The organism is Bradyrhizobium sp. STM 3561, assembly GCF_045571455.1.
GTDB lineage: Bacteria > Pseudomonadota > Alphaproteobacteria > Rhizobiales > Xanthobacteraceae > Bradyrhizobium > Bradyrhizobium vignae.
The window spans coordinates 7,246,086-7,262,724 of record NZ_CP120695.1; the positions used below are offsets into that span (position 1 = coordinate 7,246,086).

Annotated in this window: 15 protein-coding genes; 10 read left to right on the forward strand and 5 right to left on the reverse strand. The window is 65.2% G+C overall.

Annotated elements, in window-relative coordinates:
* The first annotated feature begins 58 nt into the window (after positions 1-58).
* The 3 genes from P6U28_RS34295 to P6U28_RS34305 all read left to right on the forward strand — a co-directional run bounded on the left by P6U28_RS34295 (position 59) and on the right by P6U28_RS34305 (position 2,935).
* A complete protein-coding gene (locus P6U28_RS34295) occupies positions 59-991 on the forward strand; it encodes a sugar-binding protein (protein WP_162500496.1) in 933 nt (310 codons plus the stop codon).
* A gap of 105 nt (positions 992-1,096) precedes the next feature.
* Entirely contained in the window at positions 1,097-2,074 is a 978-nt protein-coding gene (locus P6U28_RS34300) for an aldo/keto reductase (protein WP_209295268.1), read from the forward strand.
* A 3-nt stretch (positions 2,075-2,077) separates the two neighbouring features.
* On the forward strand, positions 2,078-2,935 hold the full coding sequence (locus tag P6U28_RS34305; RefSeq protein ID WP_209295267.1) for an amidohydrolase: 858 nt from the start codon (positions 2,078-2,080) through the stop codon (positions 2,933-2,935).
* A gap of 216 nt (positions 2,936-3,151) precedes the next feature.
* On the opposite strand, the gene P6U28_RS34310 is transcribed toward P6U28_RS34305, so the two are convergent.
* Together P6U28_RS34310 and P6U28_RS34315 are read right to left on the reverse strand one after the other, a co-directional pair.
* A complete protein-coding gene (locus P6U28_RS34310) occupies positions 3,152-4,381 on the reverse strand; it encodes an ABC transporter substrate-binding protein (protein WP_407120633.1) in 1,230 nt (409 codons plus the stop codon).
* 116 nt (positions 4,382-4,497) lie between these two features.
* Positions 4,498-5,424, reverse strand: a complete 927-nt coding sequence (locus P6U28_RS34315) for a class I SAM-dependent methyltransferase (protein WP_129145874.1) — start codon at positions 5,422-5,424, stop codon at positions 4,498-4,500.
* A 196-nt stretch (positions 5,425-5,620) separates the two neighbouring features.
* Between P6U28_RS34315 and P6U28_RS34320 the strand changes: the two genes are divergently transcribed.
* The 5 genes from P6U28_RS34320 to P6U28_RS34340 all read left to right on the forward strand — a co-directional run bounded on the left by P6U28_RS34320 (position 5,621) and on the right by P6U28_RS34340 (position 10,920).
* The gene (locus tag P6U28_RS34320) at positions 5,621-6,658 is read left to right on the forward strand and encodes a ligase-associated DNA damage response exonuclease (protein WP_129145883.1); all 1,038 of its coding nucleotides are present in this window, start codon (positions 5,621-5,623) and stop codon (positions 6,656-6,658) included.
* On the forward strand, positions 6,655-8,316 hold the full coding sequence (locus P6U28_RS34325; protein WP_209295265.1) for an ATP-dependent DNA ligase: 1,662 nt from the start codon (positions 6,655-6,657) through the stop codon (positions 8,314-8,316). The genes P6U28_RS34320 and P6U28_RS34325 overlap by 4 nt, the downstream gene beginning before the upstream one ends.
* Before the next feature lie 210 nt (positions 8,317-8,526).
* Positions 8,527-8,832, forward strand: a complete 306-nt coding sequence (locus tag P6U28_RS34330; RefSeq protein WP_122406050.1) for a DUF6460 domain-containing protein — start codon at positions 8,527-8,529, stop codon at positions 8,830-8,832.
* Positions 8,833-8,858: 26 nt separating this feature from the next.
* Positions 8,859-9,593, forward strand: a complete 735-nt coding sequence (locus P6U28_RS34335) for an MBL fold metallo-hydrolase (protein WP_122406049.1) — start codon at positions 8,859-8,861, stop codon at positions 9,591-9,593.
* 1 nt (position 9,594) lies between these two features.
* Complete coding sequence (locus tag P6U28_RS34340; protein WP_209295263.1) at positions 9,595-10,920, forward strand: MATE family efflux transporter; 1,326 nt, start codon at positions 9,595-9,597, stop codon at positions 10,918-10,920.
* Positions 10,921-11,050: 130 nt separating this feature from the next.
* Here the strand turns inward: P6U28_RS34340 and P6U28_RS34345 are convergent, their stop codons facing one another.
* Complete coding sequence (locus tag P6U28_RS34345) at positions 11,051-12,148, reverse strand: quinone-dependent dihydroorotate dehydrogenase (RefSeq protein ID WP_407120634.1); 1,098 nt, start codon at positions 12,146-12,148, stop codon at positions 11,051-11,053.
* On the reverse strand, positions 12,145-12,489 hold the full coding sequence (locus P6U28_RS34350) for a DUF952 domain-containing protein (protein WP_122406046.1): 345 nt from the start codon (positions 12,487-12,489) through the stop codon (positions 12,145-12,147). The genes P6U28_RS34345 and P6U28_RS34350 overlap by 4 nt, the downstream gene beginning before the upstream one ends.
* A gap of 295 nt (positions 12,490-12,784) precedes the next feature.
* On the opposite strand from P6U28_RS34350, the gene P6U28_RS34355 reads away from it, so the two are divergent.
* Together P6U28_RS34355 and P6U28_RS34360 are read left to right on the forward strand one after the other, a co-directional pair.
* The gene (locus P6U28_RS34355) at positions 12,785-13,441 is read left to right on the forward strand and encodes a helix-turn-helix transcriptional regulator (RefSeq protein ID WP_122406045.1); all 657 of its coding nucleotides are present in this window, start codon (positions 12,785-12,787) and stop codon (positions 13,439-13,441) included.
* Positions 13,442-13,918: 477 nt separating this feature from the next.
* Complete coding sequence (locus P6U28_RS34360) at positions 13,919-14,866, forward strand: 2-dehydropantoate 2-reductase (RefSeq protein ID WP_122406044.1); 948 nt, start codon at positions 13,919-13,921, stop codon at positions 14,864-14,866.
* Between the two features lie 111 nt (positions 14,867-14,977).
* Here the strand turns inward: P6U28_RS34360 and P6U28_RS34365 are convergent, their stop codons facing one another.
* Positions 14,978-16,621, reverse strand: a complete 1,644-nt coding sequence (locus P6U28_RS34365) for a lysine--tRNA ligase (RefSeq protein ID WP_407120635.1) — start codon at positions 16,619-16,621, stop codon at positions 14,978-14,980.
* Between the last annotated feature and the right edge of the window lie 18 nt (positions 16,622-16,639).

A 16,639-nucleotide genomic window follows, 5' to 3' on the forward strand; every position in this document is an offset into this window, starting at 1 on the left:
CTGTCCGCTTCCCGGGCACTTTCGAGGGGATGGGCACCAAACGAGGGTGGAGGAGATAATGAGGAAACTTCTGCTTGCGGGTATCGCCGTTGCGCTGATGGCGACGCCGGCATTTGCTGCGAACTACCGCTTCGTCATCGTGCCCAAGGCGATGAACAATCCGTTCTTCGACTTCGCGCGCGATGGCTGCCAGAAGCGCGCCAAGGAGCTCGGCAACATCGAGTGCATCTACAAGGGACCGGTGGAGCATGAGCCGGCGACGCAGGCCCAGATCATCCAGGACTTCATCACCCAGAAGGTCGACGGCCTCGCGATCTCGGTCGCCGACGTCGCGGCCATGACCAAGTCGATCGAGGCGGCAACCGCCGCCGGCATTCCTGTCATCACCTTTGATGCGGATGCCCCAGGCTCCAAGCGGATCGCCTATATCGGCACCAACAACAAGGAGTTCGGCTTGGCCCTCGGCAAGCAACTGCTGAAGATGCGGCCCGACGGTGGAAAGTACGCCATGGTCTCCGGTGGTCCCGGCGCCAAGAACCTCGCCGAGCGCGTCGAGGGCGTTCGCGAGGCGCTGAAGGGTTCGAAATGGACCGAAGTCGCGGGTTCCCCGACGTTCTGCAACGACGATCCGGCGCTGGCGGTCCAGCAGATGACGGACATGCGCACGGCAACGCCCGACCTCGCCGCGATCGTTCCCATCGGCGGCTGGCCGATGTTCGCCCCCGAAGGCTTCAAGGCCTTCGCTTCCCGCAACAAGAAGGACATCGATTCCGGCAAGTTCACGCTGGTCGTCGCCGACACGCTGAAGATGCAGCTCGAGCTGTTGCGTGACGGCTATGCCAATGCGCTGGTCGGCCAGCGTCCGTTCGAGATGGGCGAGAAGGCGATGGACACGCTGCTCGCGATCAAGAAGGGCGAGAAGGTGCCGGAGATCGTCTACACCGGCCTCGACCTCGTGACCAAGGACAATGTCGCGCAGATGCTGAAGTAGGAGCTCCGCCAGCCCCGTGCTCCTGCGTGCCTCCCCCGCTTGCGGTTCCCGCGAGCGGGGGAGATGATTTGGCGGTTGGAAGAAGACTCCTGGAAGGCAATGGGAATGAAAAGGTCACGGCTCGGCGCTCTCGATGTCACCTCGATCGGCCTCGGTTCCGCCCCGCTCGGCGGATTGTTCGCACCAGTCAGTGACGCCGACGCGGAGGCAACGATCGCGCGCGCCTGGTCTGCCGGCGTCCGCTTTTTCGATACCGCGCCGCTCTACGGGTTCGGCCTCGCGGAGCGGCGGCTCGGTGGATTCCTGCGGCAACAGAAGCGGGACACCTACGCCATCTCGACAAAAGTCGGCCGTCTGCTGCGCGCGCCCGATGATGGCGCCGCCGAGGATGAGCACTACAAGGGCACGCCGCGCGAGCGGCCGGTGTTCGATTTCAGCCATGACGGCGTGATGCGATCGGTTGAGGAGAGCCTGGAGCGGCTTGGGCTCGACCGCGTCGATGTCCTGCTGGTGCATGATCCCGACGACCACTATGACGAGGCCGTCGCCGGTGCCTTCCGCGCGCTGCAGCGCCTGCGCAGTGAGGGCACAGTCAAGGCGATCGGCGCCGGCATGAACCAATCGGAGATGCTGGTTCGCTTCGCCGAGGTCGTGCCGGTCGACTGCTTCCTGCTCGCCGGGCGCTACACGCTGCTCGATCAGGGCGCGCTGGAGACGCTGTTTCCGCTCTGCCAGGCCAGGAACATCGGCATCCTGCTCGGCGGCATCTACAACAGCGGCATTTTGGCCAATCCGCGAACTGGCGCGAAGTTCAACTATCAGGATGCCGATGCGGCGCTCGTCGCGCGTGCGCTGGAACTCGATGAACTCTGCCGCAGGCACGGCACGGAGCTGAAAGCCGCCGCGCTGCAGTTCTGCATGGCGCATCCGGCGGTGACGGTCGCCGTGCTGGGGGCGCGCAACGCCGCGGAAGTCGCCGACAACATCGCGATGTCGGAGAGGGCGGTGCCCGCCGCGTTCTGGCAGGAGTTGCGTGCACGAAAGCTCGTCGATGCGCGGGCGCCACTTCCCGGCGGGACGTAGGACATGATCATCGACGGCCACCAGCATTTCTGGGATCCGGCGCGCGCCGATTATCCGTGGATGGCGGCGGACGAGCTGGCGCCGATCCGTCGCGCTTTCGGTCCTGCCGATCTCGCGCCATTGCTGAAAGCAAACGGCGTCGACGCGAGCATCGTGGTGCAGTGCCGCTCCGCGCTGGAGGAGACCGAGGAATTCTTGCGCATCGCGCATGTGACGCCGTCTGTGGTTGGTGTCGTCGGCTGGGCCGATCTGACCGATGGCGACCTCGGCGAAACGCTCGACGGGCTGCGCGCCTTGCCGGGCGGCGGCAAGCTGGTCGGTATCCGCCACCAGGTCCACGACGAGACCGATCCCGACTGGCTGCTCCGCGAGGACGTCCAGCGCGGCCTCACGGCCGTATTCGCCCGCGAGCTCGCTTACGATTTCCTCGTTCGTGCCCGCGAGCTGCCGGCGGCGATCGCAACCGCGCAGGCCTTTCCGCACGCGCGCTTCGTGCTCGACCACGCCGCCAAGCCACCGATTGCGGACGGTGGAAGCGACGAATGGGCCGACCGCATTGCCGCGTTAGCTGCTTGCGGCAATGTCTGGTGCAAGATCTCAGGGCTCGCGACCGAAGCGGTCTGGAGTGACTGGGATGCGGAACGGCTGTTTCCGTTCGTCGAGCACGCCGCAAAATGTTTCGGTGAGGACAGGCTGATCTTCGGCTCCGACTGGCCGGTGTGCCTGCTTGCGGGAAGCTATGGCGAGATCAAGACCGCGCTGGAGGCCTGCCTGGCGAGGCTTGGCCCGCAGGTGCGGGACAAGGCGTTTGGCGTGAATGCGGCGCGGGCATATCGGCTGGTCTCGCGCGTTAGCGCCTGAGCGCGCGCCTCATCCTTCGAGACGGCGCTGACGCGCCTCCTCAGGATGAGGCTAAGCGGCATCCGTGTCCCTGAAGCAACCACCGCGCACTCCGTTCCTCATCCTGAGGAGCCCGCCCAAAGCGGGCGTCTCGAAGGATGGCCGCAGGGAATCCTATCTCAAATATGATCGCCCTGCGGGGAACGAGGAGGTAAGGGGCAGCGGAATTCGCCGACCCTACTCCGACATCGGCTTGTCGGAGATATCCCAGTCCTTGCCGGTGAAGGTGGAGATGAACAGCGTCTTCATCGGCGTGTAGTTCTCGGGCGTGTAGCTGTAGGTGACGCCATCGAGGAAATAGGGCGAGTGGAAACCCGCGAGCGTCGATGCCTGCTTCAGCACGTTGGCGCGGGTGAGCTCGTCGCCGCAGCGGCGCAGGATCTCGCCTATGGTCACGGCTTGGCCGTAGCCGGCGAAGGCGATGGTATTGTCGGGGTCGATGCTCGGCAGGTACTTCTTGCGCAGCTCTTCGAACGCCATCACGTCAGGGTCCTTCTCCCATTTCGGCAGGCCGACCTCCTTGTTGTAGCGGATGGCGACGATGCCGGTGCAGTTCTCCAGCCCCGCGGCATTGAGGATCGAGCGTCCAGTCGAGCCGGCCGACAACAATTGCAGTGGCTTCCAGCCGAGCTCGGCGACTTTACGAATCGACTGCGACGACGCCTTGCCGGTGGAGATGTTGTAGAAGACGTCGGCGCCCGATTTCGAGAGATTGATGAGCTGGGAATCGACGGTCGGATCGGTGAGATCGTAGGTCTGCTCCATGATCACCTGCGCGGTGCCGCCGTCATCGGCCAACACCTTCTTGAACGGCCCCAGGAAGTCGCGGCCGAAATCGTCGTTCTGGTAGAGGATGCCGATCTTCGCATTCGGCTTCACGCTGACGACGTGCCGGGCCAGGATGCGCGCCTCGGTCGGATAGAGCGGCAGGCCCGCCATCGTCCATTTGAACTCTTTCGGATTGTTCCACTTCGAGGCGCCGGTGTTGAGCAACAGCTGCGGCACGCCCTTGGAGTTCAGGTATTTGTGCACGGCGGTCTGCGGTGCGGTGCCGAGCGAGCCGTAGAGCGCCAGCACCTCCTCCTGCTCGACCAGCCGCCGCGTCGCCTCGACGCATTTCGGCGCGCTGTAGGCATCGTCCATGGTGAGAAACTTGACCTTGCGTCCGTTGATGCCGCCCTTCTCGTTCAGCATCTGGAAATAGGCCTCGCCGATGCGGCCGAGCACGCCGTAGAGCGAGCCGGGGCCGGAATGCGGCACAGTCTGCCCGATCTTGATCTCGGTGTCGCTGGCGCCCGCGTCGTATTTCTTCTCCGCAGCCCAGACGTAAGGCGCCGGCAATGCGGATGCGGCGATGGTGGCGAGCGCAGCGGCGCTGAAATCGCGCCGCGATGGATTCTTCGTCATTATTTGTTTCTCCCTAGCGAGCGCATTGTGCTGGCATCGCAGCTCGGCTCGCAAGTGGGAAGTCGCAGCTTTGCGACGCAATGACGCTCGAAATCGCTAGGCGCCAGCGCCTAGACTCAAGTTTTCTCGGCAACGACGACGAGGCCGCGCACCGGCTCGTTGTTCTCGTTGCGCGGCGAGGCCGGCTCCAAAGTCAGCAGCTTGAGATCCGCCTTGGCGATGGCACCGCGCACATATTCCGCGGAATGGGCATAGCGCAGGCCTTCGCCAAGCACGACGCCACTGCCGTCATGCGTCTCCAGTGTGAAGGCGAGCACGCCGCCTGACACGAGCACGCGCCTGGCCTCGCTCAGCACCGGTGCGAGATCGGAGAGATAGACGAACGCATCCGCGGCGACGACGAGGTTCGCGCTTGCGTCGGCCTTGCCGCGCAGCCCCTCGATCATGTCGGCGACTTCGAGCTCGGCATAGAGGTTCGTCGCGCGCGCCTCCTTGATCATGCCGGGCGACAGGTCGATGCCGATGAAATGGTCGACCTGCTTGGCGAACGCGGCGGCCGCAAGACCCGTGCCGCAGCCGAGATCGATGGTGCGCTTGAAGTAGGCGGGCTTTTTGGCGGCGACGCGCGCAGCCAGCACCGCCTTGAAGATCAGCGCGGGCGCGCGATAGCCGAGATCGTTGATCAGCGCGTGCTCGAAGCGCGGCGCGTATTGATCGAACAGCGCCTGCACATAGGCCTTTGGCATCTCCGCCATCTCCGCATCGCCGAGCCGCATCAGGTGCAGGCCGGCGCCGTGCTGGTCTTCGGGATCGGTTCGGCGCGCTTCACGGAAGGCCGCGATGGCCTTGTCGCGCTCGCCGAGCTGCTGACGGATCTCGCCAAGCGTGAACCAGGCCGAGGTGAAATCAGGCGCGAGCTCGATCGCCTGCTCCAGGAGATCCGCGGCGGCGGGCAGGTCGCCCTTGAGCTGCAGGTCGCGCGCGAACTCGAAACGGCGGTCGGCCATGAGATCGCCGGAGGTCAGGAACAGGCGCAGGGGCATGGAACTACTCGTCATTGCCGGGCTTGACCCGGCAATCCATCAATAAGAGAACTCTTTAGGAAGATGGATGCGCGGGTCCCGCCCTCACCAAGTGGTTTCGGCGGCTTGTACATCACCGGGCCGGCGAAGCCTAGCGGAGACGGCAAGCCCGCGCATGACCGCTCAATTTGGAGCGGCCCGTTCCTATATCACTCACATGCGTCCGCAAGACATCCTGCTGCCAACTGCTGCCGGCCTATGCTGCAAGCCCGGCGCCTTCCATATCGACCCTGTCCGTCCCGTGGAGCGGGCCGTGATCACCCACGGGCATTCCGACCATGCCCGCGCCGGCCATGGCGCGGTGCTGGCGACGCAGGAAACGCTCGATATGATGCGCCTACGTTATGGAGAGAATTTTGCCGGGTCGACCCAAGCGATCCGCTATGGCGAGGAGATCCGGCTCGGCGACGTCACCGTCAAGTTTCACCCGGCCGGCCATGTGCTGGGATCGGCGCAGGTCGCGGTGACGGCTAAGGACACCTGCGTCGTTGCCTCCGGTGACTACAAGGATGCGCCTGATCCGACCTGCACGCCCTTCGAGCTGGTGCCCTGCGACGTCTTCATCACCGAGGCGACGTTCGGGCTGCCGGTGTTCCGGCACGGCGATGCGAGCGACGAGGTGAAGAAGCTGCTCGCCTCGGTCGCATTGTTTCCGGAGCGCGCACACCTTGTCGGTGCCTATTCGCTCGGCAAGGCACAGCGGGTGATCGCGCTGCTCCGTGCGGCCGGCTATGACGCGCCGATCTACCTGCATGGCGCGATGGAGACGATCACGCATTACTATCAGAGCCGCGGCATCGAACTTGGCGAGTTGCGGCCGGCGAAGGGCGTGAAGAAGGCGGCGCTCGCCGGCACCATTACACTGGCGCCACCATCGGCAACGTCCGATCTCTGGACGCGCCGCTTTCCCGATCCCGTCACGGCGTTCGCCTCGGGCTGGATGCGCGTGCGTGCCCGGGCGCGGCAGCGCGGCGTGGAATTGCCGCTGGTGATCTCCGACCACGCCGATTGGGACGGCCTTACCGCGACCATCGCCGCAACTGGCGCCGGCGAGATCTGGGTCACCCACGGCCAGGAAGATGCGCTGGTGCATTGGTGCCAGAGCAAGGGCCTGAAAGCGCGGCCGCTCGATCTCGTCGGCTATGGCGACGAGGAGGAGAGCGAGACGCCCATTCAAGGCGAGGCCGAAGCATGAACCGCTTCGCCGAGCTGCTGGACCGCCTCGCCTACGAGCCCGGCCGCAACAACAAGCTGCGGCTGATCACCGGCTATTTCCGCGAAGTCGGCGATCCCGACCGCGGCTATGCGCTGGCGGCGCTGACCGGCGCACTCAGCTTCAAGCATGCCAAGCCTGGGCTGATCCGCGATCTGATCGCGGCGCGCGCCGATCCGGTGCTGTTCGGATTGAGTTACGACTATGTTGGCGATCTCTCGGAGACGGTGGCGCTGATGTGGCCGAAGGCCGCGCTGGCGGCACACAACAATCCGCCGCCTCCGACACTGACCGAAGTCGTCACCACACTGCGCACGCTCGGCAAGACCGAAATGCCGGCACAGCTGGCGCGCTGGCTCGACGAGCTCGACGAGACCGGCCGCTGGGCGCTGCTCAAGCTCGTCACTGGCGCGATGCGCATCGGCATCTCGGCGCGGCTGGCCAAGACCGCGGCCGCCGCGCTCGGCGACAAGGACCCGCACGATATCGAGCTGATCTGGCCCGGCCTTAGTCCCCCCTATCTCGACCTGTTCGCCTGGCTGGAGGGACGCGGCGAAAAACCCGTCAATCGCGATCCCGCGCCGTTCCGGCCCGTGATGCTCGCGCATGCGATCGAGGAAGGCGATTTCGCCGCGCTCGATCCCGCCGACTACATCGCCGAATGGAAATGGGATGGCATCCGCGTGCAGGCGGTCGCCGGCCGCGACGATCGGGGGCACATCACAGCGCGGCTCTATTCGCGCACCGGCGAGGACATCACCGGCAGCTTTCCGGATCTCGTGCCATCGCTGCACCTGCCCGGCGCCATCGATGGCGAGCTCCTGATCCTGCGCGAGGGCCGCGTGCAGAGTTTCAACGTCCTGCAACAGCGGCTCAACCGCAAGGTCGTCTCGCCGAAGCTGATCAAGGAGTTTCCGATTCACTTGCGTGCCTATGATCTGCTCGGCGACGACGAGAACGATCTGCGCGAGCTGCCTTTCGCGGAGCGGCGCGAACGGCTGGAGACCTTCGTCGCGAAGCTCGACGATCCCCGCATCGATCTGTCGCCCACCGTTCCCTTCGCAAGCTGGGACGCGCTCACCGCCGCACGTGCCAATCCCGCGAGCGCCGGTGCCGGCGAGGATGCCGACGCTATCGAGGGCGTCATGCTGAAGCGGCGCGATGCACCTTACCTGCCGGGGCGACCGAAGGGGCAGTGGTGGAAGTGGAAGCGCGATCCGCACATCATCGACGCCGTGCTGATGTATGCGCAGCGCGGCCACGGCAAGCGCTCGTCCTATTATTCCGATTACACCTTCGGCGTCTGGACCGAGACCGAGAATGGCGAGGAACTGGTCCCGGTCGGAAAAGCCTATTTCGGCTTCACCGACGAGGAGCTGCTCCAGATCGACCGCTTCGTCCGCCGCAACACCACCGAAAAATTCGGTCCCGTCCGCCACGTCGTGCACGAGGGCGACAAGGGTCTGGTGCTGGAAGTCGCTTTCGAGGGATTGCAGCGCTCGCCCAGGCACAAATCCGGCGTCGCCATGCGTTTCCCCCGCATCAGCCGCCTGCGCTGGGACAAGCCGCCGCGCGAGGCCGACCGGCTGGAGACGCTGGAGCGGATGCTGAAGGCGGAGCCGGAGGAGATTGAGATGTGAAACTGTGCCGGGACTCGTTTCTCACCCGGGCGGTTGCGCCCCCTTGTCCCGCTGCCCCGCACTCCGTCCTCATCCTATTGCCCCGCGGAGAGGTGGCCCAGCACACTGCCCGAATTAAACTCCCGTAACCCGATTGACGCCCGGTTGCGGGTTCCCCATGTGCCTCGCCGTGCCTTATAATGGGGTCGAATCCGCCTTCAGGAGTTTGTGATGGTCCAAGACGTCAGAGATTTGCCGGCCGGCCGCAGCGACGGCCTGCACCGCTTTCTCGGCGGCTCGCCGCTGACCGTCGCGTTCCGCCTGGTGCTGCTCTCGATCCTGGTCGGCGTCGTGCTGGCGGCGATCGGCTTCGACCCCTGGAACATCATCCACAGCATCCGCCTCTTGTTCCAGCGTCTCTGGGATCTCGGCTTCGATGCCGTGAACTGGCTGTGGCGCTACTTCCTGCTCGGCGCGGTCATCGTGATTCCGATCTGGCTGCTCTCGCGCGTGTTCGGCGCGCCGCGCGGCCGGTAAGGTGTGATTGAGGGAGTGCGCAGCCGATGCAACTGCGTTTCGTCGGCTGCGGTGACGCTTTCGGCTCCGGTGGCAGGCTCAATACCTGCTTCCATGTCTCGGGACGCGAAGCCAACTTCCTGATTGATTGCGGCGCGTCGGCGCTGCCGGCGCTGAAGCGGCTCGAGATCGATTGCAACGAGATCGACCTGATCCTGATCACGCATTTCCACGGCGACCATTTTGCCGGGCTGCCGTTTGTCTTGCTCGACGCGCAATTCTCACGGCGGACGCGGCCGCTGACGATCGCGGGTCCGCAAGGCATTGCGTCGCGGCTTGCCCAAGTGATGGAAGCCCTGTTCGAGCATTCCTCCAAGACCAAGCAGCGCTTCGAGCTGAACGTGGTCGAACTCGCACCCGAGCAAAGCCGAAGCTTCGGCGCCGTGACGGTGACGCCGTATCCGGTCGTGCACGGCGAATCCGGCGGTCCGTTCCTCGCCTATCGCGTCGCGGTCGAGGGCCGCACGCTCGCCTACAGCGCCGATACCGAATGGACGGAGACGCTCATTCCGCTGGCGCATGGTGCGGACCTTTTCATCGCTGAGGCCTACATGTACGAGAAGGTGGTCAAGAACCATCTCAGCCTGAAGACCTTGGAACAGCATTTGCCCGAAATCGGCGCCAAGCGGCTCGTCCTCACCCATATGAGTGACGACATGCTGACGCGTCTGGATGAAATCGAACACCTCGCCGCCGAAGACCGCATGGTGCTCGTGTTCTGACATGCACGCACCGGTTCATCCCAGGATAGGCTCCCGCCAGGTGTTCGCCATCGCGGGTCCCGCGATGGTCGCGAACCTCACGACGCCGCTGATCGGCGTGGTCTCGACCACCGCGATCGGCCGGCTCGACGATGCCGCGCTGCTCGGCGGCGTCGCGATGGCCTCCGTCATCTTCGACTGCCTGTTCTGGCTGTTCGGCTTCCTGCGCATGAGCACGCTTGCGTTCACCGCGCAGGCGCTGGGCGCCGGCGAGAGGCGCGAGCAGACCGTGATCCTGGTGCGCGGCTTCATCGTCGCGGGCCTGATCGGTGCGGCGCTGATTGCGCTGCAGCTGCCGCTGGGGGGCCTGCTGTTCGACCTGATGGGCGGCAGCGCGGGCGTGACGCAGGCTGCGAAGACCTACTTCATGATCCGGATCTGGTCTTCGCCGTTTGCCTTCGCCAATTACGTCATCCTGGGCTGGCTGGTCGGGCAGGCCCGCGCCAATCCGGCGCTCGCGCTGCAGGTCGTCATCAACCTCATCAACATGGTGGCGACGGTCCTGCTGGTGCTGGTTTACGACACCGGCATCGCCGGCGCGGCGATCGCGGCGCTGCTGTCGGAGACGACAGGCTTTGTGCTGGGCGTGATCGTCTGCCGTCGCTATGCGACCGGCGGCTTCAAAGTGCCTCGCGCAACGCTGTTCGATCGCGCCAAGCTGATGCGGCTCTTGGCGGTGAATTCCGACATCATGATCCGCACCGCGGCGCTGATCGCCGTGTTCCTGTTCTTCACCGCCAAGGGCGCGCGCGCGGGCGACGTCACGCTGGCGGCGAACTCCGTGCTCAACAATTTCCTCCTGGTCAGCGCCTTCTTTCTCGATGGCCTCGCCAATGCAGCCCAGCAGCTCTGCGGCCGCACCTTTGGCGCGCGCGATCCAAAAGGCTTTGCGGATTCGATGCGGCTGGTGCTGCTCTGGGGCCTCGGCTTTGCGCTGGTCGTCGCGGTGCTGTTTGCGCTGTTCGGGCCAGCGCTGATCAATGTCATGACGGCGAGTGAGGATGTTCGCCGCGTCGCGCGCGACTTCCTGCCGTTCATCGTGCTTGCGCCCATTCCCGGTGTGTTCGCCTTCGGCTTCGACGGCATCTATGTCGGCGCGACCTGGGCGCGCGAGATGCGCAATCTGATGCTGCTATCGCTGGCGATCTTTTTCGGCGTCTGGCTGGCGCTGCAATCGTTCGGCAATGCCGGCCTGTGGAGCGCGCTGATCGCTTTCTATGTCGCCCGCGGCGGCTTGCAGGGCGCGCGCTATCCGGCGCTCTACGGGGCGACGTTTTCGAAGATCTAGCCGTCGTGTCCCGGACGCGACGCGGCATGAAATTGACGCGACGCAGAGCCGGGACCCAGCAGGTATGGGCCCCGGCTCTGCAGCGCACCGCTGAAGGAGCGCTGCGCTGCGTCCGGGGCACGAGACCGCCTCACATCCTCGGCCAGTCTTCCGCGGTGAGTGTCGCCGCATCCGCGCCGACGATCTCGGACAGCGAATCCCGCCCCGTGCGGAGCAGAGTCGAGGTCAGGTCGCGCTTGATCTCGTCGACAAGGCCGAGACCCTTATAGACCAGCGATGAGTAGAGCTGGATCAGGCTGGCGCCGGCACGGATCTTGGTCAGCGCGGCGCCGCCCGAGTCGACGCCGCCAACGCCGATCAGCGGGAATGCGCCCTCGACGCGCACATAGGTTTCCGCGACCATCCGCGTCGACAGGCGGAACAGCGGTCGGCCGGACAGGCCACCTTGCTCCTTCGCCCGCGACTCCTCGCGCAACGTGCTCGGCCGCGCGATCGTGGTGTTCGAGACGATCATACCGTCTACCCGGCGCGAGCGCGCGACCTGCACCACGTCGTCGAGCTGGGCAAGGCTCAAATCCGGCGCGATCTTGAGCAGCACCGGCGTGTCGCCGGCCTTCTGACGCACCCGCTCGCGCGCGTCGATCACGCGTGCGAGCAGGTCGTCGAGCAGTGCGCCTTCCTGCAAATTGCGCAGGCCCGGCGTGTTCGGCGAAGAGACGTTGACGGTGAAATAGCTTGCGACCGGTGCAAAGGTCTCGATCAGCTTGACGTAGTCGGCGACGCGGTCCGGCGAATCCTTGTTGGCGCCGACATTGACGCCGACGATGCCGCCGTGCTGCGCGCGCGCCGCAAGCCGGCGCAGGGCTGCCTCCGCGCCGTCATTGTTGAAACCCATGCGGTTGATGATCGCCTCGTCGCGCTCGAGCCGGAACAGCCGCGGCCGCGGATTGCCTTCTTGCGGTTTCGGCGTCACCGAGCCGATCTCTACGAAGCCAAATCCGAGCCGCAGCAGCGCGTCCGGTACCTCGGCGCTCTTGTCGAAGCCCGCGGCCATGCCGATCGGATTGGGAAAGTTCAGCCCGAAGGCGCGCACCGCGAGCTTGGGATCGTCGGCACGCGGCTTGACCGGTGGCAGGAAGCGCAGGCCCTGGATCGCCAGGCGATGCGCGTCCTCGGGATCGAGCCAGCGCAGCACCGGCAGCGAAAAGGCGTCGAACGCGCGGATCACGGGGCGAGCTCCGGAACATCGTGACCACCGTCGGAGCGCATGTTGAGGTTCAACACCGCGATCACCGCGCCGAGATCGAGCTCGCCATAGAGATGCGGAAAGAGCTCGTCGTTGCGCGAACGTTCCCAGCGCAGCTCGCTGCCCAGCGCATCGCCATCGACCTCGACCAGGAACAGCGCGCGCTGTCCGAAATAGTGCTTGCGCAGGGTTTCGGGAACCTGGGCGGCGGTCGAGAAATGGATGAACCCGTCGCGCGCGTCATCCGCGCTGCCGCGGTAGACGCCCTGCCGTTCCGCCTCGCGCCAGGCCGAGGCCGGACAGATTTTGTAGATCTTGACCACCGCTTACGCAGCCTTGTTTGTTCTTTGAGTCTTCTGGGTTTTTTCGTCTCTCGCGGGTCTTCGAACCCCGGGCGCGACCGTAAAGGCCGGCCCTTCCGAACTCAAGACCTAGAGCCTTTTCCGGTCCGATGAAATCGGAAACGGCGCTCTGGATTCCTGTTTTGACGCGTTTTCGTGACGCGAACCGATAGCCATTTCGATTGAAAACGCTTTCGCCCGCTGCCCCTTGCGCGAAAAACGGAAAACCGGTTGATTTGAGGACAGTTTTCCTGAGTTGCGACGGGCTGGACCTTCCATGGTCAGACAGGCCAAAGCGCAGAGGATGCTGACTCACGGCGAGATCTGGGCCGCGCTGGATCAGCTGGCGGCGCGCGCCGGATTGTCGCCGTCCGGCCTCGCCAAGCGTGCGGGGCTCGATCCCACCACCTTCAACAGGTCCAAGCGCATTACCGCTGACGGCCGCGAGCGCTGGCCTTCGACCGAATCGATCGCAAAGGCGCTGGCCGCCGCCGACGCTTCGATCGACAGCTTTGCGAAATTGATTGAGGACGACCGCGCGGGCGACGGCCGTTCGGTGCCGCTGCTCGGCCTCGCGCAGGCCGGAACGAGCGGCGCTTTCGACGAGGCCGGCCTTCCATCCGGCAGGGGCTGGACCGAAATCGCGCTTCCCACCTCCGAGGACCGCCACACGTTTGCACTGGAGATTTCCGGCCATGCACTTGCGCCTGTCTATCGCGACGGCGACATCGTCCTGGTCTCACCCGGCGCGCCGATCCGCAAAGGCGATCGCGTGGTGGTGAGGAGCAAAGCGGGTGAGATGACGGTCGCGACGCTGAAGCGCCGCACCACAAAGGCGCTGGAGCTCGAGCCGCTCGATGGGACGCAGGCCGATCGCACGATGGCGGCCGGCGATGTCGCGTGGATCGCGCGCATCCTGTGGGCAAGCCAGTGATTGTTTCCCGCCGACGTCGTGATCAGGCGACGACATCAGCCAGGCCGCGTTTTGTCTGCCGCGACCTTGCGACTCACTGCCGCTCTCGCACAGGTTGCGCCCCCTATTGCCGACCAAATTCGTCTCGAGGGGGAAGATGATGAGTCACCGTCACGCATTGAAGGCCCGATCAGCTGGAAAATGGCGAGCCCTGCGTGGCGGGCGAGCTGGTCAAGCGCGGTTGGCCTTACCCCGCACGCCTATCTCGTGCACATCGGGCTCAACGCGGCTTGCCGTCTCCTGAAACACGGTCGTTCGCTGGCGGACAGCGCGCGGCGGCGGGATTTTGCGATCAGGCCGCACTCAACAAGCACTTCAGGCGCTGCTACGGCATCACGCCCCTGCGGTTTGGACAGGCCGCGCGGGCTGGCTGACGCCGCAATTTCAGCAAATACTCCCAGGGAACATACATTTTAAGCGATGCCTGGAGGTTCCGCGATGTCCACGATCGATCATGCCGCAACGACCGGGCGCCGCCGGGTCGCCGTCGTCGGCCTGGGCAGCATTGGCGGCGTCATCGCCGGCGCGCTCGATGCGACCGGCCGGCACGACGTCACCGCCTGCGTCAGACGCGGGATTGCGCGGCTGGTGGTGGAACGTCCCGACCGCACGATCGAAGCGCGGCCACGTATATTGACGGATCCGGCACAGGCCGACATCCATGACTGGGTGCTGCTGTGCACCAAGGCGCAGGATACCGCCTCGAGCTCGCCCTGGCTGCAGCGGCTCTGCGGCGCCAGCACGCATGTCGCGGTCCTGCAGAACGGCATGGGCCACACCGAACGGCTTGCGCCATTCGTCGGAGCGGCGACCGTCGTGCCGACCATCGTCTATTACAATGGTGAGCGGCTTGCGCCCGACCGCGTGCGCTACCGCCGCGCCAGCGACCATGATTTTGCGGTGAGCGATGATGCCGGTGGCCGTGCCTTCGTGGAATTGCTCGAAGGCACGGGAATGCAGATCCTGGTCAGCCCCGACTTCAAGACGATGGCCTGGCGCAAGCTGCTGCTCAACGCGATCGCCAATCCGATCACCGCGCTCACGCTGCAGCGCCAGGGCGTGTTCAGGCGCGAGGACATGGGCTCGCTGGTGCTCTCCGCCCTGGAAGAAGCCGCCGCGGTCGCGCGCGCCGACGGCGCCCGGCTCGCAGACGACGAAGCCTTGAAGCTGCGGGCAATGCTGATGACGTTCCCGCCCGATGCCGGCACCTCGATGTATTTCGACCGGCTGGCGGGGCGGCGCTCGGAGGTGGACGCGCTCACCGGCGCGGTGGTCGCGGCCGGCGAGCGCCACCAGATCGCAACGCCGCTCTGCCGCGTGCTGCTGACCTTGATGCGCGCGGCCGATGCCGCGCCGATCCCTGGGCTGATGGAGAAAGCGAAGTGACCTCACCATCGAAACCGAGACTTCCGGCATTCGATCCGGACGACGTGAGCGAGAGCAATTTCACGAGCTATCCCGAGATGCACCGGATCATGCCGTAGAAGCAGGCCGCATCTACGCGCTCCGCGCCAGCGCGCCGTCGATCATGTTCACCGCGTTCTGCACGCCGTACACGGCGACGAAGGAGCCGAAGCGCGGGCCCTTCTCCTGGCCGAGCAGCACCTGGTAGAGCATGTTGAACCAGTCGAGCGTGACGCCCGGGCGGCCGTCCTTGCCCTTCTTGATCTGATCGAGGAACGGCTCGCGGCGGCCGATCTCATAGACGACGTTCTGGATGTCCTCGGCCGTGGCGTCCTGCGGCAATTGCGATAGCGCATCGCGCAGATCCTGCAATGCCGCGCGCTCGGTCTCGGTTGGTTCGCGGAACTGTTTCGTCGGCGCGACGAAGTCGCGGTAGTAGTTGATGGCATAGCCGACCATCGCATCCAGCTTCGGATGCGTCTGCGGCGTCACGCCGGGACGATAGCGGCCGATGAAACCCCACAGCGTCTCGGCGTTCTCCGCGTTCGACGACGACACCAAGGTGAGCAGCAGCTGGAAGGTGACGGGCATGTCGCCCTTCGGCGGCTTGCCGTTGTGGATGTGCCAGACCGGATTGCCGAGCTGCTGCTTGCCGTCCTGCTTCGGAAAGCCATCGAGGAACTGCTGGTAGTCGTCGACATTGCGCGGGATGACGTCGAAATACAGCCGCTTGGCCGCCTTCGGCTCGCGATACATGAACAGCGACAGCGATTCCGGCGAGGCGTAGCGCAGCCATTCGTCGATGGTGAGGCCATTGCCCTTCGACTTCGAGATCTTCTGGCCCTTCTCGTCGAGGAAGAGCTCGTAGTTGAAGCCCTCGGGCGGCGTGCCGCCGAGCGCCTTCGCGATGGCGCCGGAGAGCTTCACGGAATCGATGAGATCCTTGCCGGCCATCTCATAGTCGACGCCGAGCGCGACCCAGCGCATCGCCCAGTCGGCCTTCCACTGACATTTGACGTTGCCGCCGGTGACGGTCGTCTCGACTTCCTCGTTTGTGTCTGGATCGACATAGGTCACGGTGCCGGCCGCGACGTCGCGGCGGATCATCGGCACCTGCAGCACGACGCTCGTGGTCTTGCTGATCGGCAGGAACGGGGAGTACGTCGCGCGGCGGTCCGGCCCCAGCGTCGGCAGGATGATCGCCATGATCTTGTCGTAAGCAGCGAGCATCTTCAGCAGCGTCGCATCGAAGCGGCCGGACGTGTAGTAGTCGGTCGAGCTCGCGAACTCGTAGTCGAAGCCGAAATGATCGAGGAAGGCGCGCAAGCGCGCGTTATTGTGCGCGCCGAACGACGGGTACTCGTTGGAGAACGGATCCGGCACCCGCGTCAGCGGCTTGCCGAGATGCTCCGCCAGCATCTCCTTGTTGGGGACGTTGTCGGGCACTTTCCGAAATCCATCCATGTCGTCGGAGAATGCCAAGAGGCGCGTCTTGATCTTGTCCTCGGTCAACACCCGGAAGGCATGGCGCACCATCGAGGTGCGCGCGACCTCACCGAACGTGCCGATATGCGGCAGGCCCGACGGGCCGTAGCCGGTCTCGAACAGCACCTCGTCCTTCGGGCTTTTCTTCAGCCGCGCGACAATGGCCTTCGCCTGCTCGAACGGCCAGGCGTTGGACTGTTCGGCGAGCGCACGCAGGTCGCTCGGGTTCGCGGCAAGATCGATAACGGACATCAGGGGCCTCCGGGCCGC